This window comes from Streptomyces sp. NBC_01363, assembly GCF_026340595.1.
In the GTDB taxonomy this organism is placed as follows: domain Bacteria; phylum Actinomycetota; class Actinomycetes; order Streptomycetales; family Streptomycetaceae; genus Streptomyces.
This window is the reverse complement of record NZ_JAPEPF010000002.1, coordinates 1,116,785-1,143,235: the sequence shown is the minus strand read 5'-3', so window position 1 is coordinate 1,143,235 and position 26,451 is coordinate 1,116,785. Positions and strand designations below refer to the sequence as shown.

At 71.1% G+C, this 26,451-nt stretch carries 20 protein-coding genes; 5 read left to right on the top strand and 15 right to left on the bottom strand.

The window, feature by feature from the left end:
* Positions 1 to 68: 68 nt before the first annotated feature.
* From OG611_RS32955 to OG611_RS32940, 4 genes are all read right to left on the bottom strand, one after another.
* Positions 69 to 977: a dihydrodipicolinate synthase family protein gene (locus OG611_RS32955; RefSeq protein ID WP_266428597.1), complete on the bottom strand. Its 909-nt coding sequence runs from the start codon at positions 975 to 977 to the stop codon at positions 69 to 71.
* A gap of 169 nt (positions 978 to 1,146) precedes the next feature.
* Complete coding sequence (locus OG611_RS32950; protein ID WP_266428595.1) at positions 1,147 to 2,610, bottom strand: NAD(P)/FAD-dependent oxidoreductase; 1,464 nt, start codon at positions 2,608 to 2,610, stop codon at positions 1,147 to 1,149.
* A complete protein-coding gene (locus tag OG611_RS32945) occupies positions 2,591 to 2,917 on the bottom strand; it encodes a (2Fe-2S)-binding protein (RefSeq protein ID WP_266428593.1) in 327 nt (108 codons plus the stop codon). Before OG611_RS32945 ends, OG611_RS32950 begins: the two co-directional genes overlap by 20 nt.
* A 40-nt stretch (positions 2,918 to 2,957) precedes the next feature.
* Positions 2,958 to 4,124 (bottom strand): FAD-binding oxidoreductase, encoded by a 1,167-nt coding sequence (locus tag OG611_RS32940; protein WP_266428591.1) that lies wholly within the window; start codon positions 4,122 to 4,124, stop codon positions 2,958 to 2,960.
* 155 nt (positions 4,125 to 4,279) lie between these two features.
* Here OG611_RS32940 and OG611_RS32935 point away from each other — a divergent pair, with 155 nt between their 5' ends.
* A complete protein-coding gene (locus OG611_RS32935) occupies positions 4,280 to 7,399 on the top strand; it encodes a glycoside hydrolase family 38 C-terminal domain-containing protein (RefSeq protein ID WP_266428588.1) in 3,120 nt (1,039 codons plus the stop codon).
* Positions 7,400 to 7,459: 60 nt separating this feature from the next.
* Here OG611_RS32935 and OG611_RS32930 read toward each other — a convergent pair whose 3' ends face one another.
* The 3 genes from OG611_RS32930 to OG611_RS32920 all read right to left on the bottom strand — a co-directional run bounded on the left by OG611_RS32930 (position 7,460) and on the right by OG611_RS32920 (position 14,775).
* Positions 7,460 to 9,202 carry a pyruvate dehydrogenase gene (locus OG611_RS32930; protein ID WP_266428585.1) on the bottom strand — a complete coding sequence of 581 codons (1,743 nt, stop codon included), beginning with the start codon at positions 9,200 to 9,202 and terminating at the stop codon, positions 7,460 to 7,462.
* A 64-nt stretch (positions 9,203 to 9,266) separates the two neighbouring features.
* Entirely contained in the window at positions 9,267 to 10,880 is a 1,614-nt protein-coding gene (locus tag OG611_RS32925) for a protein phosphatase 2C domain-containing protein (protein WP_266428583.1), read from the bottom strand.
* A 127-nt stretch (positions 10,881 to 11,007) separates the two neighbouring features.
* Positions 11,008 to 14,775, bottom strand: a complete 3,768-nt coding sequence (locus OG611_RS32920) for a S8 family serine peptidase (protein WP_266428581.1) — start codon at positions 14,773 to 14,775, stop codon at positions 11,008 to 11,010.
* A gap of 209 nt (positions 14,776 to 14,984) precedes the next feature.
* Between OG611_RS32920 and OG611_RS32915 the strand changes: the two genes are divergently transcribed.
* From OG611_RS32915 to OG611_RS32905, 3 genes are all read left to right on the top strand, one after another.
* Entirely contained in the window at positions 14,985 to 15,974 is a 990-nt protein-coding gene (locus tag OG611_RS32915; protein WP_266428579.1) for a LuxR family transcriptional regulator, read from the top strand.
* A 149-nt stretch (positions 15,975 to 16,123) separates the two neighbouring features.
* Positions 16,124 to 16,606, top strand: coding sequence for a DUF456 domain-containing protein (locus OG611_RS32910; protein ID WP_266428576.1), 483 nt, complete (start codon positions 16,124 to 16,126; stop codon positions 16,604 to 16,606).
* Positions 16,607 to 16,769: 163 nt separating this feature from the next.
* Positions 16,770 to 19,175: a glycoside hydrolase family 95-like protein gene (locus OG611_RS32905; protein ID WP_266428572.1), complete on the top strand. Its 2,406-nt coding sequence runs from the start codon at positions 16,770 to 16,772 to the stop codon at positions 19,173 to 19,175.
* A 20-nt stretch (positions 19,176 to 19,195) separates the two neighbouring features.
* On the opposite strand, the gene OG611_RS32900 is transcribed toward OG611_RS32905, so the two are convergent.
* The gene (locus OG611_RS32900) at positions 19,196 to 20,557 is read right to left on the bottom strand and encodes a DNA-3-methyladenine glycosylase 2 family protein (protein WP_266431363.1); all 1,362 of its coding nucleotides are present in this window, start codon (positions 20,555 to 20,557) and stop codon (positions 19,196 to 19,198) included.
* A gap of 102 nt (positions 20,558 to 20,659) precedes the next feature.
* Positions 20,660 to 21,832 carry a ribosome small subunit-dependent GTPase A gene (rsgA, locus tag OG611_RS32895; RefSeq protein ID WP_266428569.1) on the bottom strand — a complete coding sequence of 391 codons (1,173 nt, stop codon included), beginning with the start codon at positions 21,830 to 21,832 and terminating at the stop codon, positions 20,660 to 20,662.
* 374 nt (positions 21,833 to 22,206) lie between these two features.
* Between rsgA and OG611_RS32890 the strand changes: the two genes are divergently transcribed.
* Positions 22,207 to 22,707 carry a DUF5949 family protein gene (locus OG611_RS32890; protein WP_266428567.1) on the top strand — a complete coding sequence of 167 codons (501 nt, stop codon included), beginning with the start codon at positions 22,207 to 22,209 and terminating at the stop codon, positions 22,705 to 22,707.
* Between the two features lie 159 nt (positions 22,708 to 22,866).
* Here OG611_RS32890 and OG611_RS32885 read toward each other — a convergent pair whose 3' ends face one another.
* From OG611_RS32885 to OG611_RS32860, 6 genes are all read right to left on the bottom strand, one after another.
* A complete protein-coding gene (locus tag OG611_RS32885; RefSeq protein ID WP_323180289.1) occupies positions 22,867 to 23,277 on the bottom strand; it encodes a rodlin in 411 nt (136 codons plus the stop codon).
* Between the two features lie 119 nt (positions 23,278 to 23,396).
* Entirely contained in the window at positions 23,397 to 23,597 is a 201-nt protein-coding gene (locus OG611_RS32880; protein ID WP_266428561.1) for a hypothetical protein, read from the bottom strand.
* Positions 23,598 to 23,872: 275 nt separating this feature from the next.
* The gene (locus OG611_RS32875) at positions 23,873 to 24,283 is read right to left on the bottom strand and encodes a rodlin (RefSeq protein ID WP_266428558.1); all 411 of its coding nucleotides are present in this window, start codon (positions 24,281 to 24,283) and stop codon (positions 23,873 to 23,875) included.
* Positions 24,284 to 24,467: 184 nt separating this feature from the next.
* The gene (locus OG611_RS32870) at positions 24,468 to 24,758 is read right to left on the bottom strand and encodes a hypothetical protein (RefSeq protein WP_266428556.1); all 291 of its coding nucleotides are present in this window, start codon (positions 24,756 to 24,758) and stop codon (positions 24,468 to 24,470) included.
* 249 nt (positions 24,759 to 25,007) lie between these two features.
* A complete protein-coding gene (locus tag OG611_RS32865; RefSeq protein ID WP_323180288.1) occupies positions 25,008 to 25,241 on the bottom strand; it encodes a chaplin in 234 nt (77 codons plus the stop codon).
* A gap of 294 nt (positions 25,242 to 25,535) precedes the next feature.
* Entirely contained in the window at positions 25,536 to 25,937 is a 402-nt protein-coding gene (locus OG611_RS32860) for a rodlin (protein ID WP_266428553.1), read from the bottom strand.
* Between the last annotated feature and the right edge of the window lie 514 nt (positions 25,938 to 26,451).

The following is a 26,451-nucleotide window of genomic DNA, read 5'->3' as shown; positions in this document are numbered from 1 at the left end:
GACGGAACCGGCCGGTCCGGGCAGGGCCTGGCGCGGCTCCGCCCGGACGTACGGGCCGGGCGCCGTTCTCAGTGGAGACCCCCGGCGAGCGCCTTCTCCGTCGCGGCACGTACGGCCGCTTCGTCGTCGGCGGGGAGCGGGAGCCGCGGCGGTCGAGTACGGCCGCCGTGGCGTCCGGCGACGTCCATGGACGCCTTGATGGCCTGGACGAACTCCGGCTTCGAGTCCCACCTCAGCAGCTCGTGCAGCTCCCGGTACAGCGGCAGGGCGGTTGCCATGTCACCGGTGACAGCGGCCCGGTACAGATCGACGCAGCAGGACGGCAGCATGTTCGGGCAACCCGCGATCCACCCGACGGCGCCGGCCAGTGCCAGTTCCAGCAGTACGTCGTCGGCACCCACGAGCAGGTCGAGACCGGGCGCCTTTTCGGCGATCTCGTACGCCCTGCGGACGTCTCCGGTGAACTCCTTGACGGCCACGATGCTGCCGTCCTGGTGGAGTCGGGCGAGCAGGTCCGGTGTCAGATCCACCTTGGTGTCGTACGGGTTGTTGTACGCGACGACCGGCACCCCGGCCTCGGCCACCTCGGCGTAGTGGGCACGCACCGCCTCGTCCTCGCAGCGGTATCCGTTGGGCGGCAGGAGCAGTACGGAACCGGCGCCCGCCTCGGCGGCCTGTTCCGCCCAGCGCCGTGATTCCGCGCTGCCGTAGGCGGAGACGCCCGGCATGACGCGGCTGCCGTCGCCCGCGGCCTCGACGGCGACCCGGACCATCTGCTCGCGTTCGCTGTCGGTCAGGGTCTGGTACTCCCCCAGTGAGCCGTTGGGCACCACTCCGTCGCAGCCCGCCTCGATGAGCTGCCGCACATGGGTGGCGTAGGCGTCGTAGTCGATGGTGCAGTCGTCGCGCAAGGTGACCGGGGTGGCGACCATGACCCCGTGCCAGGGGCGGGTGCGCGGGTGGGTGTTCGTCTGCATCGTGGCTCCTTGAGAGGGGTGACATGTCACGGTGTGGCGATACGCGGACGACGGTTGGCGAACGCGGCGTTCCGGTGTGCGGGAACCCGAACGGGCGGGCCGTCGGGCTCCGGGGCAGGAATGGCTGTGAGGGGGCGGGGAGGTCCGGCCCCGGGGGCAGGTGGCCGGGCTACCCGGGGTCGGCCAGTTCGGCGAGCGTGGAGAGCTTCACGGGGCAGGCCAGCGGGCGCCGGTCGGGCCCGCCCGGGTCCTGCCCGACGCCGTGTGCGGCGAGTTCACGGACGGCGAATCCGCACGTCCGGCCCTGGCACCACCCCATTCCGGCCCGGGTGAGCAGCTTGACGGTCCTGGCGTCACCGGCTCCCAGCTCCTCGCACGCCGTGCGGATCCGGCCCGCGGTGACCTCTTCGCAACGGCAGACCTCCGTATCGCCGGTCAGCCACTCGCTCCACCCGGCGCCCGGCCGGTGCACGGTCCCCATCAGCTCGGCGAAGGCCCGCAGCCGGCGCCGGGAGCGTCGCAGCGCGACCGCTCTGCGCGCGTCCTGCCGCCGCACCCCGCCCCGTACCTCACGAATGATCGACAGCGCCGCCGACTCACCTTCGCTCAGGGCGAGTTCGACACCTCCGATCCCACCGGTCTCACCGGCCGACCAGACGCCGGGGACGGTGGTCCTGAGCTGCTCGTCAAGGATGACGGCGTGCGTGCCGTCGGGGCCCGGACGCGTGCCGCAGCCGGCTGCCACGGCGAGTTCCAGCTGCGGCACCAGCCCGTGTCCCACGGCGAGCACGTCGCAGGCGATCCGGCGGCCGGTCCCCGCGACAGGGCGCCATCGACGGTCCACCCTGCTGACGGTCACCGCCTCCACGCGCTCGTCGCCGTGCACCTCGGTGACCGCCCGGTGTGCCAGCACCCGGACCCCGGCACGGGCCAGCGCCGCCCCGAACCGCGCCCCTTCCGCCGCCTTGCCGGGGTTGACCGCCAGCACCCGCGGAGCACGGGCATACGCCCCGTACCCGGCAGCCTCGACGAGCGCCGGGACACGCGCACCCGCACGCGTCAGCGAGAGCGCGACCGCCTGGAGGAGCGGACCGCTCCCCGCCACCACGATCCGGCGCCCCGGCAGCACCAGCCCGGACTTGAGCATGGCCTGGGCCCCCGCCGCACTCACCACACCCGGAAGTGTCCATCCCGGGAAGGGGAGTTGGCGCTCGTACGCCCCCGTCGCCAGGACCATGCGGCGGGCCCGGACGGCGGTGCGGGCCTCCTCGTCGCCCCCGGTGACCGCGTGCAGGATCCAGTCCCCGTCGCCGGTTCGTTCGACCGTCCACACCTGGTGGCCGGTGAGATGGCGGATCCCGCCGGTGTCGCGGTGCGCGGCGAGCCGTGCGGAGAGTTCCGCGAAGGCGCGCCAGCGGTGGTGAAGGGCCTCGGGCCGGGTGGCGCCGAGCCCGTCCGCCGGGCTGCGGTAGTACTGCCCGCCGGGCGCGGTGGCCGCGTCCAGGAGCACCACGTCGAGCCCGTGGTCGGCGGCGGTGACGGCCGCGGCCAGGCCCGCCGGACCCGCTCCCACCACGGCGAGCGCGGCGCGCCCGGTCTCCCGTGCCCGGCGGTCATCCGTCGAGTGCGGCATGCCCGTCGCCCTCCTGAGTGGTGATGACGTCGCCCGGCGCGGCAGGCAGCAGACAGGCGCGCTGGTTGGGCCGGCCGTTGACGGTGGCCAGGCAGTCGTAGCAGGCACCGATGGCGCAGAAGGCGCCGCGTGGCCGGCCGTGAACACGGGTGGTGCGCCAGGTCAGGATGCCCGCCGACCAGAGTGCGGCGGCGATGGTCTGGCCCGGCAGTCCGCGGATCGGGCGGCCGTCGAAAGTGAGCCGGAACTCCGGTTCGGGCTCGGCCCCGACGAGTTCGGCGGGGGTGCGTGCACGGGTGCGTCTCACGGGGTCCTCTCCTGGGGCACGGGCGCCCCGCTCTCCACCGTCATGGGACAGGGCATGTGGCATCGAACCGGTCGGGGGCGAACGGTGCGAGGTCGAGTGCGGTCCGCTTCCCCCGGACCGCGTCGGCGATCAGCAGTCCGGTCGCGGGCGCCAGCCCGATTCCGGCGCCCTCGTGGCCGCAGGCGTGGAACAGCCCCGGCGCCCGGGGGTCCGGTCCGATCGCGGGCAGATGGTCGGGCAGGTAGGGGCGGAACCCGTGGTAGGCCCGGAGTACCTGCACATCGGCGAGCACCGGGAAGAGGTCGGCGGCCCGGGCCGCCAGCCGGGCGACCACCGGAACGGACAACGTCCGGTCGAAGCCGACCCGTTCACGGCTCGCCCCGATGAGTACCGGACCCGAGGGCGTCCCCTCCACCACGGGCGAGGTCTGCAGCGCCGCCGACCCGTTCGACACGTCGGCCACGTACTCCGCCGCGTAGACCTTGTGCCGGATCAGTCGAGGCAGTGGTTCGGTGACGAGTACGAACCCCCTGCGCGGCAGGACCGGCAGGTTCACCCCGGCCAGTGCGGCGAGGTCGCCGCCCCAGGTGCCCGCCGCGTTGACGACTGCGGGGGCTCGCAGTTCGCCCCGGTTCGTCCGTACCCCGCACACGGCGCCCTCCCGGTCCCTGAGGATCCCCACCACCTCCTCACCCGGCCGGACAAGCGCACCGGCACGCGTGGCCGCACGCAGCAACTCCGCTGACGCCAGGGCTGGTTGTACCTGAGCGTCCTGCGGATAGTGGCAGCCGCCGGCCAGGTGCGGCGCGAGATGGGGTTCGAGTTCGCGCAGCCGGTCGGGGGTGAGGTGGTGCGCCGCGACGCCCGCCCCCCGCTGAGCGGCGGCCGTCGCGGACAAGGCGGTCAGGGAGTCCTCGGTCGCCGCGACGACCACACCGCCCTTGAGCTCGTACTCGATGTCCGGGGGCAGTTCCTCGGACAGTCGCTGCCACAACGTGGCGGAGAGCAGGGCCAGTTCCAGCTCCGGTCCCGGCACTTTGTCGGAGACCAGGAGGTTGCCCTCGCCGGCTCCGGTGGTGCCGCCGGCCACCGGCCCGCGGTCGACGACGGCTACGGAGAGTCCGGACCGGGAGGTGTAGTAGGCGCAGGCGGCGCCAACCATTCCGGCCCCGACGATGACGACATCCAAGGGGTGTCTCGTGAGCACGTCAGTAATATGTCACATTGCTCAAGGGTCGCCAAGGGTGCACACAGGGCCAGTTGATCAACCGTCACCCCGTCGCGCGGCTCACAGGGGTGCCGGGTCGGCCGCCGGGGAAGTGGAGCCATGGACACCCGCAGGCACCGACCCGAGGAGCCGTGATGCACGACGACCGCACTCTGGTGGAGGACCGCCTCGAACGTGCCCTTCACCAGTTCATCCGCCCCGCCCGGTACCCGGACCGGACCCCGCTCGCCCTCTCCGTGCGGCACATCCCCGGCGAACCCGTTCCGGTGACGCGGGTCCTCCAGGAATCGTTCGAGCCGTTCCGTACCGGCACCGAATGGGGTAGGCCCTGGTCGACCAGCTGGTTCCGGCTGGAGGGGACCGTGCCGGCGGAGTGGGCGGGGCGACGGGTCGAGGTGGTCGTCGATCCCGGGTTCTCCGGTCAGGGGCCGGGTTTCCAGGCCGAGGGCATGCTGTACGACACCGCGGGCGTCCCCATCAAGGGCATCCATCCGCGCAATCGCCACCTCACGCTGGCCTCCCCGGCAGCGGGCGGCGAGCCGGTCTCGCTGCTCCTGGAGGCGGCGGCCAACCCGGCCGTGCTGGAGCACGGTTTCGCGCCGACTCCGCTCGGGGACGTGACGACGGCGGGTGACCGGCCGCTCTACCGGTTCGCCGCCGCGGACCTGGCGGTGCTGGACGAGGAGGTCTGGCATCTGGTCCTGGACATCGAGGTGCTCTCCGAGCTGATGCGGGAACTCCCCGTCGAACGTTCTCGACGGCACGAGATCCTGCGGTCGCTGGAGCGCATGCTCGACGTGCTGGACCTGCACGACGTGGCGGGCACGGCGCGAGCCGGCCGGGGCGAGCTGGCCGAAGCGCTGTCCCGCCCGGCCGCGGCGAGCGCGCACCGGATCTCGGCCACCGGTCATGCGCACATCGACACGGCGTGGCTGTGGCCGCTGCGGGAGACGGTGCGCAAGGCCTCGCGCACCTTCGCCAATGTCACCGCACTCGCCCAGGACTATCCGGAGCTGGTCTTCGCGGCTTCGCAGGCCCAGCAGTACGCCTGGGTGAAGGAGCACCAGCCGCGCATCTGGGAGCGGATCAAGCAGGCCGTGGCGGACGGGCAGTGGGCGCCCGTGGGGTCGATGTGGGTGGAGTCCGACGCCAACATGCCCGGTGGCGAGGCGCTGGCCCGGCAGCTCGTGCACGGCAAGCGGTTCTTCGAGCAGGAGCTGGGAGTGGAGACCGAGGAGATCTGGCTGCCGGACTCCTTCGGCTACACGGCCGCGTTCCCGCAGCTGGCCCGGCTTGCGGGGGTGAAATGGTTCCTGACCCAGAAACTGTCCTGGAACCAGAGCAACAAAATGCCACATCACACCTTCTGGTGGGAGGGCATCGACGGGACCAGGGTCTTCACCCATTTCCCGCCCGTGGACACCTACAACGCCCAGTTCCACGGCCGCGAACTCGCCCACGCGGAGCAGAACTTCACGGAGAAGGGCCTGGCGACCCGCTCCCTCGTCCCGTTCGGCTGGGGTGACGGCGGGGGCGGGCCCACCCGCGAGATGCTGGAGAAGGCGCGCAGGCTCAGGGACCTGGAGGGTTCGCCGAAGGTGGGCATCGAGCGGCCGGCGGCGTTCTTCGCGGCGGCCGAGGAGGAGTACGGGGCACAGGCTCCGGTCTGGTCGGGCGAACTGTATCTGGAACTGCACCGGGCCACGTACACCACCCAGGCCAAGACCAAACAGGGCAACCGCCGCAGTGAACATCTACTCCGCGAGGCAGAGTTGTGGGCCACGGCGGCGGCCCTGCGCAACCCTGCCGACCGCTACGGCTATCCGTACGAGGCACTGGACCGACTGTGGAAGACGGTCCTGCTGCATCAGTTCCACGACATCCTGCCCGGTTCGTCGATCGCCTGGGTGCACCGCGAGGCCCGCGAGACATACGAGCGGGTACGGGTGGAGCTGGCGGACCTGACGGCGGACGCGGTTGCCGCACTGGGTGCGGCCGAGGGCCTGGTGGTGCTCAGCTCGTCTCCCTACCAACGCCGTCAGGTGGTCGAGCTGGACGCGGAGGCGGGCGGGGTGCTGCCCTCCGGCGCGCATGTGCAGCACCTGGGCGACGGGCGCACGGCGGTGCTGGCCGACACACCAGGACTCGGCGCGGGTCCGCTGAACGGCTCGGCGGTGCCGGAACACCCGGTCACCGCGACCGATTCGGCGGGCGAGGGCCTCGTGCTCGACAACGGGCTGCTGCGGGTGGTGGTCGACGGCGACGGCCTGATCGCCTCCGTGCGCGATCTCGGCGCGGGGCGGGACGTCCTCGTCCCCGGCCACCGGGCCAACCTCCTCCAGCTGCACCCGGATCACCCCAATCACTGGGACGCCTGGGACATCGACCGGCACTACCGCCGCACCCGCACCGATCTCACCGACGCCGACTCCGTCGAGCTGGTGGAGGACGGGCCGTTGCGGGCTGCGGTCCGCGTGCTGCGGTCCTTCGGACAGTCACATGTCACACAGGAGATCCGGCTGACCGCGGACAGCCGGCGGGTCGACATCGACACCGAGGTCGACTGGCGGGAGTCGGAGAAGGTACTCAAAGCGGCGTTCCCGCTCGATGTGCATGCCGAACGGTCCACGTCCGAGATCCAGTTCGGTCACATCCACCGGCCCACGCACGACAACACCGGCTGGGACGCGGCCCGTTTCGAGATCTGCGCCCATCGCTGGCTCCGGGTCGCCGAGCCGGGGTACGGCGTCACATTGCTCAACGACTCGACGTACGGGCACGAGGTGACCCGGACCCCGCACGGTTCGGGCCTCGGCACGACCGTACGGCTGACGCTGTTGCGCGCCCCGCACAGCCCCGACCCGGAGACCGACCTCGGCCGGCACCGGTTCAGGTACGCGCTGGCACCGGGCGGCGGGATCACGGACTCGGTACGGGAAGGGCTCGCGCTCAATCTGCCGTTGCGGGCGGCCGTGGCTCCCGTGCTGCCGTCGCTGGTCGACACGGGGCATCCGGCGGTCACGGTGGAATCGTTGAAACTCGCCGAGGACCGGAGCGGCGATGTGATCGTGCGGCTGTACGAGTCGGCGGGCGGTCGCGCCGGCACCACGCTGCGGGTCGGTTTCCCCGTCGTACGGGCCCAGGTCACCGATCTGCTGGAACGGCCGCTGCACGAGGCGGACACCGACGAGCACGGTCTCGTACTGTCGCTGCGGCCGTTCCAGATCCTGACACTGCGACTGACCCCGGCGTGACGGCCCGGGGCGTGGCCCGGTGTCACATGTCACCGTGCACCGCCCCGCCCGGGGCATCCGTCAGGGGCGGGGCACGTTCCGCAGGTTGGAGCGGGCCATCTGGACCATCCGGCCCACTCCCCCGTCCAGCACGATCTTGCTCGCGGAGAGCGCGAAGCCGGTCACCATGTCGGCGCTGATCTTCGGTGGGATGGAGAGGGCGTTGGGGTCGGTGACGACATCGACGAGCGCCGGACCCTTGTGCTTGAAGGCGTCCTTCAGAGCGCTTTCGAGCTGCTTGGGCTTCTCCACCCGCACGCCGTACGCCCCGCAGGCGCGGGCGACCGCGGCGAAGTCCGGGTTCTTGTTGGACGTACCGAACGACGGCAGGCCCGCGACCAGCATCTCCAACTCGACCATGCTCAGCGAGGAGTTGTTGAACAGCACGACCTTCACCGGCAGGTCGTACTGCACGAGCGTCAGGAAGTCGCCCATCAGCATGGTGAATCCGCCGTCGCCGGACATCGAGACCACTTGCCGGTTCCGGTCGGTGAACTGGGCTCCGATGGCCTGCGGGAGCGCGTTGGCCATCGAGCCGTGGCTGAACGATCCGATGACGCGGCGCTTGCCGTTGGGGGAGAGATAGCGCGCGGCCCACACATTGCACATACCGGTGTCGACGGTGAACACGGCGTCGTCGTCGGCCAGTTCGTCCAGCACCGAGGCGACGTACTCCGGATGGATCGGGACGTGCTTCTCGACCTTGCGGGTGTACGCCTTGACCACGCCCTCCAGCGCTTCGGCGTGCTTCTTCAGCATCCGGTCGAGGAACTTGCGGTCGCTCTTGGCCTTCACCCGCGGGGTCAGACAGCGCAGGGTCTCGCGGACATCGCCCCAGACCGCCAGGTCCAGCTTGGAACGACGGCCCAGGTGCTCGGGACGCACATCGACCTGGACGATCTTCACATCGGTCGGGAGGAAGGCGTTGTACGGGAAGTCGGTGCCGAGCAGGATGAGGAGATCGCACTCGTTGGTCGCCTCGTACGCGGCGCCGTAGCCGAGCAGGCCGCTCATCCCGACGTCGTACGGGTTGTCGTACTGGATCCATTCCTTGCCGCGCAGCGCGTGCCCCACCGGGGCCTTCACCCGCTCGGCGAACTCCATCACCTCTGCGTGGGCGCCCGCCGTGCCGCTGCCGCAGAACAATGTCACACGTTTCGCCTCGTCGACCATCCGGCAGAGCTTGTCGATCTCCTCGTCACCGGGCCGGACCGTCGGCCGCGAGGTGACCAGCGCGTGCTCGATGGACTTCTCCGGGGCGGGCTGCGAGGCGATGTCGCCCGGCATCGTGACGACGCTGACCCCGCCCCGGCCGATCGCGTGCTGGATGGCCGTCTGGAGCAGCCGCGGCATCTGCTGCGGATTGGAGATCATCTCGTTGTAGTGGCTGCACTCCTGGAAGAGCAGCTCCGGGTGGGTCTCCTGGAAGTAGCCGAGACCGATCTCGCTCGACGGGATGTGCGAGGCGAGTGCGAGCACGGGGGCCATGGAACGGTGGGCGTCGTAGAGACCGTTGATGAGGTGCAGATTGCCGGGGCCGCACGATCCGGCGCAGGCCGCCAGCGAGCCCGTGACCTGGGCCTCCGCGCCCGCGGCGAAAGCGGCGGTCTCCTCGTGCCGGACCTGGATCCAGTCGATGTCCCGGTTGCGGCGGATGGCGTCGACCACCGGGTTGAGGCTGTCGCCGACGACACCGTACATACGCTTGACGCCCGCCCGGACGAGGATGTCGACGAACTGCTCCGACACGTTCTGCTTGGCCATGGGTGCGTACCCTTTCCGCGCTTCGGCTTCCGACTCCGCATCCATCAACCCATGGCGCGCGCGGTTACGCCTCCCAGACGCCCACGCCCGTACGGTCGTCGGCGTACCCCTTCACCCGCAGTTGGGTGTCCGCGAGGAAGGTGACAAGACCGGGCGCCGTGCCGGGGGCCCAGCGTCCGGCGAGCTCCCGGGCCAGGGCGGGCTCGCCGCGCAGCGGTTCGGCCAGTCCGGGGCTGCACAGCAGCAGGGTGTCCCCCGGTCGGGCCACCGAGCCCCGGAACCGGAACGGTTCTGCTGGTGGGTCGAGCGGGGTCCCGGCGTACGACGACGCGGGGGCGGTGACGGCCGGATCCATGGTGAGGCGGTCACTGTCGGGGCCGTTCCCGGGGGACGCGGGGCCGGACCCGGCCCCGGGGTCCGCGCCGGTGTCACCGGCTGCCGGAACCTCCGGTTCGAGGTCCTGCCAGATGCCGTCGCGCAGCCGGAGGAGTCCACCGGCGCCGATGCCGAAGAAGATCCTCGTACGGCATTCGGGGTCCGCCGGCAGCAGGAGGCAGCGCAGGCCCGCGGTGTACTGCCGCGGTTCCTTCCCCAGCTCGGCGGCGCGGGCGCGCAGCTTGCCGTACGTGCGGTCGGTGAGGCGGTTCAGGCCGGACTTGAGGTCTCCGCGGCGGCCCGCCCTTATGTCCTCGGAGAGCCGGGCATGGCTGCGGCCGACCGCTGCGCCGATCCAGCGGCAGGCATCGGCCGCCGCCAGATGCGCCGACTCGGTGGCGCGGGCCCCGGTCGCGACGGCGACCAGGACCAGCGCGTGCTCGTCGGTGCCGAATCGCGCGGTGAGCAGCGCGTCACGGCGGGGCTCGCCGCGAAACCGTGCGGAGTCCCCGCGCACGGAGGCGGCGCGCAGGGTGTACGTGCCGTAGCGGGCGCCGTCGAGCACGGTGTCGGAGACGAGACCGTCCAGCTCCTGCGGGACGGTGGCGGGCAGCGCGGTGGGCTCGGCGTCATAGGTGGGCGGTCGGTCACCCACATGGCCGATCACGGAACGGGGGACGCACGCGGTTTCGCGCTCGGCCTCCGGTGCGGGTGCGGCGGCCGTGGTGTCAGGGGCGGACGGGGCGACGGGCACCGGCGGGGCGGCGGGCCTCTCGGCGACCGGCCGTCTGGGCAACGGCGGCACGGACGGGACCGGCGGCACCGGCGGCACGGACACCGCGTCGCCGGTCGGCGGCCCGATCGGCGACTCGATCGACGGCCCGGTCGGCGGCTCCGGGGCCGGCGCCGGGTCGGGCGCGGGCGGGGGATCCGCAGGAACCGGAGGTGCGGCGAAGGTACGCGGCTGCGACGGGCCGGCCGGGGACGCCCCCGACGCCCGTACGGTCGCGGCGGGCGGCTCCCACGGCGCACGCTCCCCCGCCTGCCTCGGCACGGCCACCGCGCTCCGGGACCCGCCCTCCGCCTCCCCCCTCGGCGGCGCGGCCTCCCCCGCAGGCGTCGTCCGCGCCTCCCCGGCGGATCCCCCGCGCCCGCCCGGACCGACCGCGTCCGACGCCGAGTCGAAGCGGTCGTCGAGACTGTCGGCCGCGTTGCTCGTCCCGGTGTCCCGGGCGTTCTCGTCGTACAGCCTGCGCCACCAGTCGTCCTCGTGGGCGGCGGACCTCTCCCCCTGCTGACTCATGACCTTATTGTCGACCGCGGGGGCCGTACGAAAACGGGTCATCCGGAAAAAGTGGCCGCGAACATGGGTCCGCCGGGCGCCCCCACCCCCCACGGGAAGGACGCCCGGCGGACCGGTCAGGTCGTGATCAGCGCACGGCGTACGCGTCGTTCACGGTCTGGGTGACGGAGTTGCCGTTGGCGTCGGTCAGTTCGGTCTTCAGGGTGACCGGCTTGCCGGCCGCGCCCGCGTGGTTCACGGTCGCGGTCCAACGGCCGCCCTGCTGTGCGGTGGTCGCGTCGATCCAGGTCTCCCCGCCGTCGTAGGAGTACGAGACCTTGGCCGCGGTCAGCTTGCCGGGCGTGTAGCCGGCGTGACCGGTGACGCTGAGGCCGATCGTCTGACCGTCCTTCGCCGCAAGGGTCTTGAGCCCGTCGGCCGCCAGGTCGTAGCCCGGGAAGAGCAGCGGAAGGCCCTGGGAGTAGGCGTTCTCGTCGCGCTTCGAACGGAACTTCCACGTGGTCTCGGTGCTGGTGGACCGCTTCCACACGGCAGAGGGCTGACCGAACTTGGCGGTCTCCATGGTGAGTTCGTACGCGGCGTCCTCCGCCGGGACGGTGAACGCCCCGGACGGCCAGCCGGACTCGCCGATCACCTTGCCACCACTGCTCAGGCGTATGTTGCCCATGTCACCGAAGGAGCCCTGGAGACCGGCGTGCTCGCTGTCGCTCCAGAAGCCCGGGGCGACACCGATCAGGTTGTCCTGGCGCTCGCCGGCGAGCTGGAGCTTGCCGGCGGCGTCGCGCGGGGCGGCAGGCGCGGGGATGCCCCGGTACCAGTTCTCCGTACGCTTCGAGCCTGCCGTGTAGGTGCGCGGCTGGTCGACCATCATCTCGCCCCAGGGGAAGCTGGAGGAGAGGTACCGCACCCACGCGGTGTCGCCCGCCGAGTAGTACTCGGTGCGCTTGCCGGGGACGGCGACGGAGTCGGTGACGGCGGAGAACGTCCCGCCGTACGGCCGGTTGATGATCATCGTGTCGACGTAGTCCGCCGCGACGCCCATCGCCTCGTAGTCGGCGGTGACCTTGCCGAGCTCGGTGTCGCGGACCTTGTAGGTGCGGTCCGAGGTGACCGGTCCGGTCTCGGGGAACGCGAGGTTGTAGACGAACGGGCTGACCGCGGTGGCCTTCCAGCGCAGCTTGACCGGGCCGTCGGCCAGGGCGGCCTTCAGCGCATCGGCCTCGCTCGCCTCGATGCCGAGCGCGGGCAGCACCGACGGGGCGTAGCCGACGGACGGCTGCCAGGGGCCCGCGGAGGGGCGGTGGGCGATGACGGCCTTGGCACCGGCGGCCTTGGCGTCGCGCGCCTGGGTGTACACATTGCCGGCGTCGTCACCGACCTCGACCAGGGCGAACTTCCCGGCGACGCCCGCGGCCTTCAGCTCGTCGGGGGTACCCGTACCGGCGTCGACGAGTGCGGCCTCGCCCGTGCCGTCGAGGTTGACCGAACCGGTGCTCGCCGTCTTCGGGTGCAGTTCGACGCCGCCGACGACCGACAGCTTCTCGATCTGCGGGGCGTAGGCGCGCCAGAAGCTGGCGAACTCGAAGTCGCCGTCACTCGCCCTGCCCTGCACATCGGCCAGGTAGTTCTTGACCGCGGAGCCGCCGGTGATGGAGCCCGAGTGCAGCCAGACATCGTCCCAGCTGCGGCCGAACGCGAGCGTCGTGGAGCGGTTCTCGGAGGCGCGGTCCTCGGTCTTCACCTGGATCCGGTGGGCCTTGCGGGCGTCCAGGACCAGGGTGGTGTCCTTGGTGACGTTCAGCTGGGGCCGCGCGAGGTAGGCGACGGACTCGTCCAGGTTGCCGGTGGCGTCCTTCGGGTCGGGCGTGGTGACGAAGCCGGACACGAAGTACGCGCCGGGGCGCACCTGGTAGACCTGGTCGGTGGCGCCCTCGTTGAAGCGGCGTTCGCCGCTGGCGTTGTCGGTGCCGATCACGTCGAGCGAGGAGAAGCCCGCGGCGGCCTTGCCGGCAGCGTCGACGAGCTTGACCCGCAGCGTGACGGTCTCGGCCCCGATGTACAGCGAGAACGGGGTGGAGACCTTGACGCCGCCGGGGCCGGTGGCCAGCACGCGTCCGGTGACGTCGCCGTACTGGGCGGCCTTCAGCTTCGCCGTCGGGTCGATCTTCAGCGGGACCTCGACGGTGGCTCCGGCCGGAACGGTGACGGTGCTCGCGTCGAACCTCGCGACGGAGGAGCGGACGGCGGAGCCGTCGTTCCCGGTGACGCCCTGGACCTTCAGCGACAGCTTCACCGGCTTGGTGCCGGAGTTGGTGTACGGGACGTCGACCGTGGTGCGGTCGCTCTTGTCCTGCGGCCAGTTGAAGGTGCCGCCCTGGACGGCGGGGGCGCCGACGAGAGTGGTGTCGATGGCGGCCTTGACGTCGAGGCGGCCGCCGCCGGTCTCGCGTACGTCGCCGGGGATGTCGCTCTTCGCGGACGAGACGAGCGCCGCCTTGATCTGCTGGGCGGTCCAGTCGGGGTGACGCTGCTTCACGATGGCTGCGGCGCCCGCGACATGCGGGGTGGCCATCGACGTACCGGACATCGTCTGGTACGCGTAGATGCCGCGGCCACCGGCCGCAGCGGCCGAGATGGCGACGCCGGGGGCGGCGATCTCGGGCTTGAGGGTGTGCGATCCGATCACGGGTCCGCGGCTGGAGAACTGGGCCGTGGAGTCGTCGCGGTCGACGGCGCCGACGGTCAGCACGCTCGGGGCGCAGCCGGGCGAGGAGACGGTGTTCAGCGTCGGGCCCGAGTTGCCGGCCGCGATCACGAACAGGGTGCCCTTGTTCTGCGCGAGTTCCTCGGCGGCGACGCTCATCGGGTCGGTGCAGTCGGTCGGCTCCGGGCTGCCGAGGCTCATGGAGACGACGTCGGCCTTCTGGTCGACGGCCCACTGCATGCCGGCGATGATCCAGGACTCGGCGCCGGAGCCGCTGTCGTTGAGGACCTTGCCCGCGAGCAGGTCGGCGCCGGGGGCGACGCCCTTCTTCTTGCCGCCGCTGGCCGCGCCGGAGCCGCCGACGGTGGAGATGGTGTGGGTGCCGTGGCCCTGCCGGTCGTCGGTGCTGTCGGAGTCGGTGAAGTTCTCCGAGGCGGTGACCCGGCCCTTGAGGTCGGGGTGTTCGGCGTCGACACCGGTGTCGAGCACGGCGACCTTGGTGCCCTTGCCGTCGTATCCGGCGGCCCAGGCGAGGTCGGCGCCGATCTGCTTGGTGGACCGGTCGAGGGTGGCCTGAACCTTGCGGTCGAGCCAGAGCTTCTTCAGGCCGGAGGCCGAACGGGACCGGGGGTTGGTGACGTCCGACCAGAAGTCGGCGGCCTTCGCCTTCTCGGCCTTGAGCGCGACACCGTCGATGGCGTCGAGCGCGAGTCCGCGCTCGGCGCCGCGCGGGATGGCGGGCGCGGAGCGGGCCTGCTCCTTGCCGTAGACCGCGATCAGCGGCAGCGACTTGGCGTGCGCGTCGTCGTAGCCCTGCCGGATGAGGCCGGTGACGTTGAAGAGTTCCTCGTCGACCTTGCCCGCGGCCAGCGCGGCGGCGGCGGTGTCGGGGTAGACGTACAGGTCCTTGCCGGACTGCCTGGTCTGTACGAGGGGTACGGTCCCGTCCTCACGGGGCAGCGCGGTGACCGACGCGGCTCCCGAACTTCCCGTGCTCACCAGGACCTTGTCGCCGGTGACCAGCGTCACGGTGACCGGCTTGCCCTTCTTCGCCTCGGCGGCGACGCTGCCGGTCAGTGGTCTCTTCCCTGTCGCGTCGTCCTGCGGCGCTGCCGCTGACGGTGCGATCGCGGTGACGGCCAGGACGGCGGCGGTGGCCGCTCCCAGTGCCGTGCGCGATATCGGACGCATCGCTCTCCCCAAGTGAATCCGGAATCAACTGCGCAAACCGCAGCCTTCCGGCGGTTGTTGGTACTGCGGTGGCGCCACATTGGCAGAGCGAAGAGCGTTAAAGGGATGATGTACACGGCGGGTTTACGCCGTGGCCGCTTTCCGCCATGGCTGGACACCCGGCGACAGCGACATCGTGCGGAATGAGCGCGTCCAGGAAAGGGCCGGGGATGCTGGGAGCCATAGGTCTCGACGAGATACAGGAGTCGACGTACCGCGCGCTCGTGGCGGTGGGAGCCGCGGAGGTCGCCGATCTCGCGCACCGGCTGGGCCTTCCCGAGCCGGACACCGAGCGGGCCTTGCGCAGGCTGGAGCAGCACGGCCTGGCCGCGCAGGCGTCGGCCCGCACCGGACGCTGGGTGGCGGCGCCGCCGGCTGTGGCGCTCGGGGCGCTGCTCACCCAGCAGCGCCATGAGCTGGAGCAGGCGGAGCTGGCGGCGGCGCTGCTCGCCGAGGAGTACCGGGCGGAGGCCGCCGAACCGGCCGTGCATGATCTGGTCGAGGTGGTCACGGGGGCGAGCGCGGTGTCGCACCGCTTCCATCAGTTGCAGCTCGGTGCGACGAGCGAGGTGTGCGCCCTGGTGACCGGGAAGCCGATCGCCGTCAGCGGAATGGAGAACGAGGCCGAGGAGCGGGCCGCGACGCGCGGGGTGTCGTACCGGGTGGTGGTCGAGCGGGAGCTGCTGTCGCTGCCGTTCGGGATTCTGGAGCTGTCGGCGGCGCTGAGCCGGGACGAGCAGTGCCGGGTCATCGACCGGGTGCCGACCAAGCTGGTCGTCGCCGACCGCGCCCTGGCGATGGTGCCGCTGACCGGACACGGCGCCGAGCCTGCCGCCCTGGTGGTCCATGCCTCCGGGCTGCTGGAGTCGCTGATGGGGCTCTTCGAGGCGGTGTGGCGCGAGGCGATGCCGCTCAGGCTGGGCGAGAGCGGCCGGCCGCAGGAGGAGGACATGGGGCCCGATCCGACGGATCTGGAGATCCTGTCGCTGCTGCTGGCCGGGCTGACGGACGCGAGTGTGGCGAAACAGCTGGAGCTGGGGTTGCGGACCGTGCAGCGAAGGGTGAAGGGCCTGATGGAGCTGACGGGCGTCTCGACCCGGCTGCAATTGGGCTGGCACGCGTACGAACGGGGCTGGGTGTCCCGCGCGCCACGGGCCTGAGCAGGGCCCGCCGGGCGCCCCGGGCCGGCGCGAGGGCGGCGCCGACGGCGTGCCGATACGGCTCCGGTACGGCTCTGAGCTGCGCCGACGGCCTCCGCCTCCGGGGGCGCTGACGGGCGGGACCGGCCGGACTCCGGCAGGCTGGACAGATGAGTGTGTGGCAACTCGTCGCCGTCGGCCTCGTCATGCTCCTCGGTCTGCTGGGCGTGCTGGTGCCGGGGGCACCGGGGCAGGCGATCGTCTGGGCCGCCGTGCTGTGGTGGGCGCTCACCGACGTGACGCCGGTCGCCTGGGGCGTACTCATGGGCGCGACGGCGCTGCTGCTGCTGAACCAGGCGCTGAAGCCGTTGCTGCCGCCGCGCCGCCCGCGCGAGACGGGGGCGCCGCGCAAGACGCTGATGCTCGGCGGGATCGGCGCGATCGTGGGCTTCTTCGTGGTGCCGGTGATCGGCGGAGTGGCCGGGTACGTCGGGGCCATCTACGGGGCGGAGCGGCTGCGGCTCGGCAGCCGCGGGGCGGGCTGGACATCGGTGCGCTCGGTGATGCGGGCGACCGGCTATTCGGTACTCGTCGAGCTCTTCGCGTGCCTCCTGGTGGCGGGGGCCTGGCTGGGCGCGGTGATCTGGGGCTGATCATGCCCCGCCCTCTCGTACAGCTGGCTGGACTCCATCCAGATACGCGGCGACACATCGGATCTCTCCGGCTCCATTGACGAAGCAATGCCTCGCGCCTACCTTCCCTCAAGGAATAGCTCGGATGAATTGAGCGCCTGCGTACGAGCCGCCAGGAGAAGCCTTGCCCACAGCACCGGACCCCTCCCGCACGCCCCGGACCGAAGCCTCGTCACCGTCCCCTTCCCGGCCGTCCCCTTCCCGGCGAACGGTTCTCGCCACCGGCACCGCGATCGGCGGCACCCTCGTGGTCGGCGGTGCGGCCGTCCCGGCCCGAGCAGCCACCCCGGCCGCGCCGGGGCGCGCCGCCCCGGCGCCCACCACCGTGCACTCCCCCGGCGACAGCTGGCGCACCGTCCTCGACGACGCCGACCTGCTCTGGCAGAAGCTGCCGAAGACCTGGTACGAGGGCCCGTATCTGGGTAACGGCCGGCTCGGCTCCGGCATCTACGCGGAGCCCGGCGCCACCACCCGGGCCATCCGCTTCAACGTCCAGCACTCCGAGGTCCAGGACCACCGCCCCGAGTTCGGTTCACTCTTCGGCCTCGCCCGCCTCCCCATCGGCCACTTCACCCTGGAGCCGGTCGGCACCATCACGGGCGTCGAGTGGTGGATGCGGCTGCGCACCGCCCAGCTCGAAGGCACCGTCACCACGACCGCCGGCACCCTGGAGCTCCGCGCCTTCGTCCACTCCACCAGCGATCTGCTCACCGTGGAGGTCACCCCGAGCGCGGGCGAACAGGACTTCCGCTGGATCTTCCACCCGGCCGAGGCGATCAGCCCGCGAGCCGCCTTCAAGCCCCTGCCGGACGGCTACACCGGCAACCCTCCCGCCCTGACCGAGCAGCACGGCGGGACCACCGCGGCCGTCCAGCCGCTGCTCGCGGGCGGTCAGCACGTCACCGCCTGGCGCGAACGCACCAGGGGCACCAGCCGCACCCTGTACGTCACGGTCGCGCACTCCCATCCCGCGGCAACGGCCCGTGACCGTGCGCTGCGTACCGTGAAGACCGCTTCCGCACTCCCGTACGGTCCGCTCGCCGCACCCCATCGCACTTGGTGGGACCGGTTCTACCGGAAGAGCTTCCTGTCCCTGCCCGATGCCCGTCTCCAGCGCTTCTACTGGATCCAGCTCTACAAGACCGCGTCGGCGGCCCGCAAGGACGCCCCTGTGATGGCCACCTCCGGCCCCTGGCTGGAGCCCACCCCCTGGCCCAACACCTGGTGGAACCTCAACGTCCAGCTGGAGTACTGGCTGATCCACGGCTCCAACCACCTGGAGCTGGACGCGGTCACGCGCGCCCTGAGCGAATTCCGCGACCAGCTCTCGCGCGAGGTCGCCGCCCCCTACCGGGCCGACTCGGCCGGCATCCCCCGCACCACCGACCCCCAACTGGTCAATGGCGCCTCGGTGGCCGACGGCGGCTACGGGGTCGGCATCCCCGGCCAGGACCCGCCCACCCCCGAGGTCGGCAATCTGACCTGGGCGCTGCACAACGTATGGCTCTCCTACCGCCACACCATGGACGAGTCGATCCTGCGCGACACGCTCTTCCCGTTGCTGCGCAAGGCGGTCAACTACTACCTGCACTTCCTGACGCCCGGCGCGGACGGCAAACTGCACCTCCCGGCGACGTTCTCCCCCGAGTACGGTGTCAACGCCCCCGACTGCAACTACGACCTCATGCTGCTGCGTTGGGGCTGCCGCACCCTGCTGGAGTCGGCCGAACAGCTCGGCGTCCACGACCCGCTGACGGCCCACTGGCAGGAGGTCCTGGCCAGGCTCGCGCCGTACCCGGTCGACGCCAACGGGTTCATGATCGGCGCCGGGGTCCCGTTCGCGCAGTCGCACCGCCACTACTCGCACATGCTCGCGGTGTATCCGCTGTACGAGCTGACGGGCGCGACGGCCGGCGAACGCGCCCTGATCGAGAAGTCCCTCGCCCACTGGGTGGGCTTCGAAGGCGCCCTGCAGGGCTACACCTTCACCGGCGCCGCGTCGATGTCCGCGCTGCTCGGCAAGGGCGAGGACGCGCTGAAGTACCTGGGTCAGCTGATGAGCCGCTTCATCCGGGCGAACACCATGTACAAGGAGTCGGGCCCGGTCATCGAGACCCCGCTGTCGGCGGCCCAGTCCCTGCACGACATGGTCTGCCAGTCGTGGGGCGGCACGATCAGGGTCTTCCCGGCACTGCCCGCCGCCTGGCGGGAGCTGACCGTGCACGACTTCCGGACCCAGGGCGCGTTCCTGCTCAGTGCGGTACGCGAGGAGGGCCGGACCCGCTGGGTGCGGCTGACCAGCGAGGCCGGCGCACCCTGCGTCGTGCGCCACGGCATCGACGGCCCGGTGGAGATCCGCGACCGGCACGGACGGCCGCTGGCTCACGAGGAGTCGGCCGACGGCACGGTACGCATCCACCTCCGCAAGGGCGACTCGGCGCTGATCACGGCGAGGGGCGACCGCCCGGACCTGGCCATCCGCCCGGTGACGGCGAACGAACCCGCACCGCGCTGGGGCCTGCCGGCGTAGGACCCAGGCCCCGGGCCCGCTCACAACAGGCCCAGGAGCCCCAGGTGGCGCACCCCGTACGAACGCCAGGGCCGCCACAGGTCCGACTCGGGCCGCCCTTCCGGATCCACATCCGGATCACCGAGCGCACGCATCCTGATCAGCGCCGCGGCTGCCGGGCCGATCCCCGGCAGCCGCAGCAGTGCCTGCTCGGCCTCGTCGCGGTCGGCCCCGGCGTCGAGCCGTACGTCCCCGTCGGCGAGCGCGGACGCCAGCGCCCTGACCTCCGGGCCGTCCGCCGCCCCGGCCAGCACACCCGGCTCGGGGAACACATGCGTGAGCCCGCCGCAGGGCACGTCCAGGAGCTTCCCGTACGTCTCCACGAGCCGCTCCGCCCCGTCCCTGCCCACCAGCGTCCGTACGGCGAACTCCTCCGGGTCCGCGGCACCCGGCGAACGCAGTCCGGGGCGGGCGGCGATGCCCGGTGCGAGTCGCGGGTCGGCGCCGAGCCGCTCGTCGACGGCGTACGGATCGGCGTCCAGGTCGAAGAGCCGACGCAGCCGCTGGACGGCCGTCGTCAGGTCCCGCAGGTCCGTGAGGTGGATCCGGGCGTCCAGCCAGGACCCGGCGGACCGCTCGTCGACGGCCACGATGCCCGTGCCGTACGGAAGCCGCAGGGTGCGCCGGTAGGTACGGGCACCGGCCGCACCGCTGACCTCCTCGATCCGGGCGACCGTCTCAGCGGCCAGGAGATCGAAGACCTCGCGGGCCGCGTACGGTCCCCGGTGGGCGAGCCGCAGCGGGATCCCGGTGGTCCGCGCCTCCCGGACCGCCGCTCCCAGCCCCGTCCCGGCCTCGGCCCGCAGCGCACTCGGCGTGCGGGCGTAGATCTGCCGGATCGTGTCGTTGAACTGGCGCACACTGGCGAAGCCCGCCGCGAAGGCGATCTCCGTCACGGGCAGCCCGGTCGTCTGGAGCAGCACGCGCGCGGTGTGGGCCCGCTGGGCGCGGGCGAGCGCGACCGGGCCCGCGCCCAGCTCGGCGTTGAGCTGCCGCTGCACCTGGCGCGAGCTGTAGCCGAGCCGGTGGGCGAGACCGGGCACGCCCTCCCGGTCGACCACACCGTCACCGATCATCCGCATGGCCCGGCCCACGACATCGGCCCGGACGTTCCAGTCCGCCGAGCCGGGCACGGCGTCCGGGCGGCAGCGCCGGCAGGCCCGGAAACCATGGCCCTGCGCGGCGGCCGCGGTCGGGTAGAAGCGGACGTTCTTCCGCTTGGGCGTGACGGCGGGGCAGCTCGGCCGGCAGTAGATGCCGGTCGTTTCGACGGCGAAGAAGAACTCCCCGTCGAATCGGGCATCGCGGCTGCTCACCGCCTCGTACCTGGTCCGTTCGTCCATCACACCGTCCAGTGTGCGGCACCCGCCGGTACCGCACTCGCGGTTTTCGGACGCGGACCACCGGCCGACGACCGTGGCCGGTCGCGGAGCGGGGAACCGCCTCTACCGCACCCGGCCCCGCTTCGCGTTCATGGCGGCCCGGCCCTCGGCACCCTTCCGCTTCCAGTCGCGCAGGATCTCCGACCGCACCCGGGCGTCGGTCTTGGCGACGATGCGCTGGTTCTCGCGCAGCAGCTTGCGGAAGCTGTCGAGGCGGCGTTCGTGCAGCGAACCGTCCTCGATCGCGGCGAGCACCGCGCAGCCGGGCTCCGTCTCATGGGCGCAGTCGTGGAACCGGCACCGCTCGGCCAGCTCCTCGATCTCGGAGAAGACCTGACCGACACCGGCCTCCGCGTCCCAGAGCCCGACCCCGCGCAGCCCGGGGGTGTCGATCAGCACGCCCCCGGAGGGCAGGACCAGCAGATTGCGGGTGGTGGTGGTGTGCCGGCCCTTGCCGTCGACGTCACGGGCGGCCTGCACCTCCATCACGTCGTCGCCTAGAAGGGTGTTGGCGAGGGTCGACTTGCCCGCACCGGACGCCCCGAGCAGCACGCTCGTGCCGCCCGAGACGATGACGGAGAAGACATCGAGCCCCTCCCCCGTGGCGGAGCTGACGGTCAGCACCTGGACACCGGGGGCGACGCCCTCGATGTCCTGGACGAGGTACGACAGCGTGGCGGCGTCCGGTACGAGGTCGGCCTTGGTCAGCACCACGATCGGCTCGGCGGCGCCGTCCCCGGCCGGCCCGCCGTCCCGCAGCAGCGCGTCACCGCTGGAGCTGGACATGGCGAGCGCGAGGAAGCGTTCCACCCGCCCCAGGTCGAACTCGACCGCGAGCGAGAGGCAGATGACGATGTGGTCCACGTTGGTGGCGAGCACCTGTCCTTCGGAGCGCTGCGACGAGGTCGAGCGGACGAAGGCGGTACGCCGGGGCAGCAGCGTCCGTACGAACTGCGGATCACCGTCCGGGTCGACCGCGACCCAGTCGCCGGTGCAGACGATCCGCATCGGATCGCGCGGGACGACGAAGGCGGTGTCGGCCCGGAGCGTGCCGTGCGGGGTGACGACGTCGCACTGGCCGCGGTCCACCCGCACCACACGTCCGGGCAGCAGACCCTGCTCGGCGTACGGTGCGAATTCGGCCGCCCACGCGTCGTCCCAGCCGTACGGGGACAGCGGATGCGACGCGGACGAGCCCTGAAGAGAAGAAGCGGACGGAAAAGACGGGAAAGACAAGGGAAACCCTTCAAAGGGGTGGCCCCGGCAACGCGCAAACGGCGCGGAGAGTTACGGAGTAGGTCAGCCGGCGACCACGGGGGTGGGAACGATGCTCTTCGGGTTATGGGCAGCGCCCATCGCAGCGACAGTCATCACGATCCTCACCTCCTGGTTCAAGCACGGGACCGACAGCGGTGGTTGATCTCCGCCGTCCGGAACAGTGGACACCATAGTCCGTCCACGTCGGGCGGCTCAACACATTTGATCGAAGCCGTGGGCAGCCGTCGGGCGGAGACGATTCGAGCCGCATCCACCAGAGATATCCGCTTATCTCCCTCGATCAGGTGATACTCATGCACAACGACCGGTCCGGGGCCGTTATGGTGCCGAGCATGACCTCACCCCAGACCTCCACCGGCACGTTCACACAAGCCCAGTTGGGCACGATCACACTGATCGGGTGGAGCGGCGAACACCCCGCCGACGGCAACGACGTCGCCTTCCTTCTCGTCTACTCGCTGGGCGACGGTACGGACGGCCCCGCCACCGGCGAGGCCGCCATGCGCGTGGCCCTGGAACGCACCGGACTGCCGGTCGGCAGCGCTCCCGTGTACGCCGCCGAGACCCCGGGGCTCCAGGTGAAGCTGCTCGTCCAGGCCGGCCAGGCGGTCCTGACGCTGCCTCACTTCACGGCCCAGTACCCCGCACCGCCCGAGTGGCTGGCCGCGGCCGGCCAGCGGGGCGAGGTGCATGCGATGTTCGCCACCCGCCCGTGGCCCCAGGGCACACCGGGCCGGCCGGTGAGCGAGGAACTGCTGCGGTCCTTCGCGGCCGACCCGGAGGTCATCACGACCGCCGCCCACTGCGTCCTTCCGGTACGCAGCCTGGGCTGACCCGCCCGGGTACGCCGGATGCCCACCGCCCCCGTGGCGCGGTGGGCATCCTCATACGTGGAGCCCTGGGGCAGTGCCCCGGATCCTTCCTGTGCGGCGCGGTGCGCCGCGGTGCGGGTGACCTCGGGGAATCCCCGGGCAGCCCGCACATCGGTCACATCAGTCGTTGGCGATCCCGTTGCCCGAGAGCACCGGGATGTCGTCGACGAGGTGCGACAGCGGCTCGTCACCCTTGGCCTGGGTGGAGTTGTCGGCGCACTGCTGGTTCTGCGGCGAGGCCAGGACATTGACGTCCTGGACCGCGACCGGCACCAGCAGACCGACGAGCGAACCGGCGTTGGCCTTGAGCGGCAGGCCGACGCAAGCCTTGTTCAGCGTGCCCTGGACGAGCTGGACCTGCGGGCTGCCGTCGCCCCGGGTCACGCTGTTGCCGAACTCGTCCACGGCGCCGTTGCCGTTGACCGACGTGGTGCCCCCGTCATTGCCGATCGCCATGGCCGCGGGGGCCGCTGCGGCGGACAGGCCGACCAGGGACACGGCCACTGCTGCGCCGGCCATCATCTTCTTCATCACGCTTCACCTTTCGGAGCGTCCCGTTGTGGAACGTACTGATCAACCCGCTACGGAAGCGTCGGTTCCGCGGTACCACTCAAACGGGTTCGATCCGGCATGAGTTCGATCACCTTCGGTCACCCGTCGACGGCTTCGCCGGAGGTGCGGGCTGCGGGGACCCGGCTTCCCGCGTACGGCCGGTCGGGCTCCGCGGGTGGCGCCGGCTCCTGACCGCCGTGGGCGGCCTGCCACTCGGCGAGCAGTCGGTCGTAGATGGGTGTGCCGTCCTGTGCGTGCCACTGCCGGCCGCGGGGGCGTTGACTGTCGTACTGGTCCATGAGTGGCCCCTACCCGGTCCGGCGGGTGACGTCCGCCGTCACTACGGCAACCGGCCCAGTCCACCCGCCCCTTCGAGGGCCGTGGCGCACCGGACACCCGAGTCCGGACATACGAGTGGGGCCGACGCATCCGGGCGGCCGATGAACGGCTGCCGTGCGGATGCGTCGGCCCCACGGGTGTTTCGGGTACTGCGTACAGGCGGGCTCGAAGCTGCCCGCGGCGCGCTCCCCTGCCGGTTCGAACACCGGCGAGGAGCGTCCGGAGCGGTACGGCCTTAGTTGTTGCCGACGCCGTTGCCGGACAGGACCGGGATGTCGTCCAGGATGTGCGACAGCGGCTCGTCACCCTTGGCCTGGGTGGAGTTCTCCGTGCACTGCTGGTTCTGGGGCGAGGACAGGACGTTGAGGTCCTGGACCGAGATCGGGATGGCCCCGAGGACCGAACCGACGTTGGCCTTGGCCGGCAGCGCGATGCAGGGCTTGTTGAGCGAGCCCTGGATCAGCGCGAACTGCGGGCTCATGTCGCCGTGGGTGGCGGAGTTGCCGTACGACTGGATGGCGTCGTTGCCGTTGACCGACGTCGTGCCACCATCGTTGCCGATGGCCATGGCCTGCGGGGCGATCGCGGCGGAGACGCCGACGATCGAAGCAGCGACGGCTGCCGAGGCCATAATCTTCTTGATCATGAAATAGCCCTTCTGGGTTTTCTGTTGCCCGCCTGTCCGGAGCGCCCTGATCAACTCACGACAACGGGGATGGTTGTGCCGATTCACTCGAACGGTGCTTCTACATTCGGTTGTTCGCCGAATTCGCAGCACCGGAGGAATACGAAAGGCCGGGGCCGGCGGGGAACTGCCGTGGCGCGACGGATCAGCCGCCGAGCGGCAGGCCGCCCATGAGCGGGGCCGCACCCTTGGCCGCGCCGGTCGCCTGGCCGGCCAGCTTGGCGACGGTGCCGTTCTTCTGCACCGACTCCGCGGCGCCACCGACCGTGTTCACGATCGGGTCGACAGCCTTCGGGGCGTCCCCCACCACCTGGTTGACGCCTCCGTTGAGGCTGAAGTTGGGGGCCGTGGCGTTGGTGACGGCGAAGGCGGGAGCAGCCGTTCCGAGAGCAACCACGGAACCGGCAACGAACGCAGCAGTCTTCGCGTACTTCACTATCGGGTTCCCTTCTGCAGCGGCATCTGTTTCGGTCGCGTACCCGCGCCGCACGAGCCTTCTTTAGCCGTGCCTTCTGCCGCTTTCGCCCTGGGTAACGATGCGGTTGCGACACGGCAACTGGACGGGGTCGGTTTTTCTGCGGGACCACCCGATCGAATGCCGGAAGGAAAGGGGGAAGGCCCCGGATCGCATGGGAATGGGATCCGGGGCCTTCGGTCATGAGCGACCGGCTCGTCCGACCAGAGGTCAGACGTTGCCGCAGGTGTGGCCGAAAGTGGGGTTGAGCAGACCGATCACGTCCACGGTGTTGCCGCACAGGTTGACCGGGACGTGGATCGGGGCCTGGATGTTGTTGCCGGACACCACACCCGGAGAGAAAGCAGCGCCGCCCTTGGCACCGGAGTCGGCGAATGCGGGCGCGGCGGCACCCATCGCCATCAGGGTTCCGGCGGCGATGGCGGCAACCTTGGTGTACTTCACTTTGTTCCCTTTCTTGGACGGAGTCCGAAGCGGCCACGTCTTTCGTGCCGCACGAGTGCGAAACCGATCACTCATAACCCCGCCGATGTAATTCGTAACGATTTCAGACCGCAGGCGAAACTCTTCTGGCGGAAGATTCTCGAAAGATCGCCCGAACGACGCAATATCGATCGCTTGATATCACCGGAAAGTTCTTCCGACAATCGGATGCGCCACTGCCGGGGGACGGCAGCAACAGGCCCGGGACGCGCGGAGGAGGAACGCCGGCGGCCCGGGCCTGTCGTTGCGGCTGGATCAGCTGTTGCCGGCACCGTTGCCGGAGAGCACCGGGATGCCGTCCAGGATGTGCGACAGCGGCTCGTCGCCCTTGGCCTGGGTGGAGTTCTCGGTGCACTGCTGGTTCTGCGGCGAGGACAGCACGTTGATGTCCTGGACCGTGACCGGGATCAGGCCGATGAGCGAGCCGACGTCGGCCTTGGCCGGCAGGCCGATGCACGGCTTGTTCAGGCTGCCCTGGACCAGACCGAACTGCGGGCTGCCGTCACCGTGGGTCTCGGCGTTGCCGAACGACTGCGAGGCTCCGTTGCCGTTGATCGAGGTCGTACCGCCGTCGTCGCCGATGGCCATGGCCTGCGTCGCGCCCAGACCGAGGATGGAGGCGGCAACGGCACCCGTAGCCAGAACCTTCTTGATCACGATTAACCCTTCTCGTACTGGATGCCCCTTACCGGAGCGCCCTGCCCAACTCACGACCGGGCGTTTGGTTCTCTCCATTCACCCGAATGCCAGGGGTGCACGCACAACAGTACGAAACAGCGCTTCAAGGGCTCGCGGACAGAATCGATCCGCCCGGTTGCTCCCCGGCCCCACCAGCCATTTTTCCATCCGTCGATCCGAGCCCCCTACACGCCGGGCGGGGTCGGTTCCCACCCGTACGCGTACTCCATTCGTGTGGACACACAACTTCCACGACCATTCTGGTTTCCTGAACAAACCCTCCTCGTTATGAGTGTCACAAGCGTGCAGTTCGGGCGCTTGACCGGCAGAAGCCAAGGACTCTTCCACATGAAGCGCACGTCTTCGTGGTCTCTGCGCTTTCCGTAACCGCCGCTTACCGAGTCGCGCACGGGCACCGCCGGGGTGGCCTCCGGCGGCGCCCGCACCGGCCTGACAAATGAACTGCGAGCGTTCCGCTCGCACGGAATGTCCT

Excerpts from the sequence above, each read along its gene's own strand:
- OG611_RS32915 (WP_266428579.1), top strand. The coding sequence starts at position 14,985 with ATGCTGGGAGCCATAGGTCTCGACGAGATACAGGAGTCGACGTACCGC.
- OG611_RS32935 (WP_266428588.1), top strand. The coding sequence starts at position 4,280 with ATGCACGACGACCGCACTCTGGTGGAGGACCGCCTCGAACGTGCCCTT.
- OG611_RS32920 (WP_266428581.1), bottom strand. The coding sequence starts at position 14,775 with ATGCGTCCGATATCGCGCACGGCACTGGGAGCGGCCACCGCCGCCGTC.
- OG611_RS32910 (WP_266428576.1), top strand. The coding sequence starts at position 16,124 with ATGAGTGTGTGGCAACTCGTCGCCGTCGGCCTCGTCATGCTCCTCGGT.
- OG611_RS32925 (WP_266428583.1), bottom strand. The coding sequence starts at position 10,880 with ATGAGTCAGCAGGGGGAGAGGTCCGCCGCCCACGAGGACGACTGGTGG.
- OG611_RS32885 (WP_323180289.1), bottom strand. The coding sequence starts at position 23,277 with ATGAAGAAGATGATGGCCGGCGCAGCAGTGGCCGTGTCCCTGGTCGGC.
- OG611_RS32900 (WP_266431363.1), bottom strand. The coding sequence starts at position 20,557 with ATGGACGAACGGACCAGGTACGAGGCGGTGAGCAGCCGCGATGCCCGA.
- OG611_RS32950 (WP_266428595.1), bottom strand. The coding sequence starts at position 2,610 with ATGCCGCACTCGACGGATGACCGCCGGGCACGGGAGACCGGGCGCGCC.
- OG611_RS32890 (WP_266428567.1), top strand. The coding sequence starts at position 22,207 with ATGACCTCACCCCAGACCTCCACCGGCACGTTCACACAAGCCCAGTTG.
- OG611_RS32875 (WP_266428558.1), bottom strand. The coding sequence starts at position 24,283 with ATGATCAAGAAGATTATGGCCTCGGCAGCCGTCGCTGCTTCGATCGTC.
- OG611_RS32880 (WP_266428561.1), bottom strand. The coding sequence starts at position 23,597 with ATGGACCAGTACGACAGTCAACGCCCCCGCGGCCGGCAGTGGCACGCA.
- OG611_RS32955 (WP_266428597.1), bottom strand. The coding sequence starts at position 977 with ATGCAGACGAACACCCACCCGCGCACCCGCCCCTGGCACGGGGTCATG.
- OG611_RS32930 (WP_266428585.1), bottom strand. The coding sequence starts at position 9,202 with ATGGCCAAGCAGAACGTGTCGGAGCAGTTCGTCGACATCCTCGTCCGG.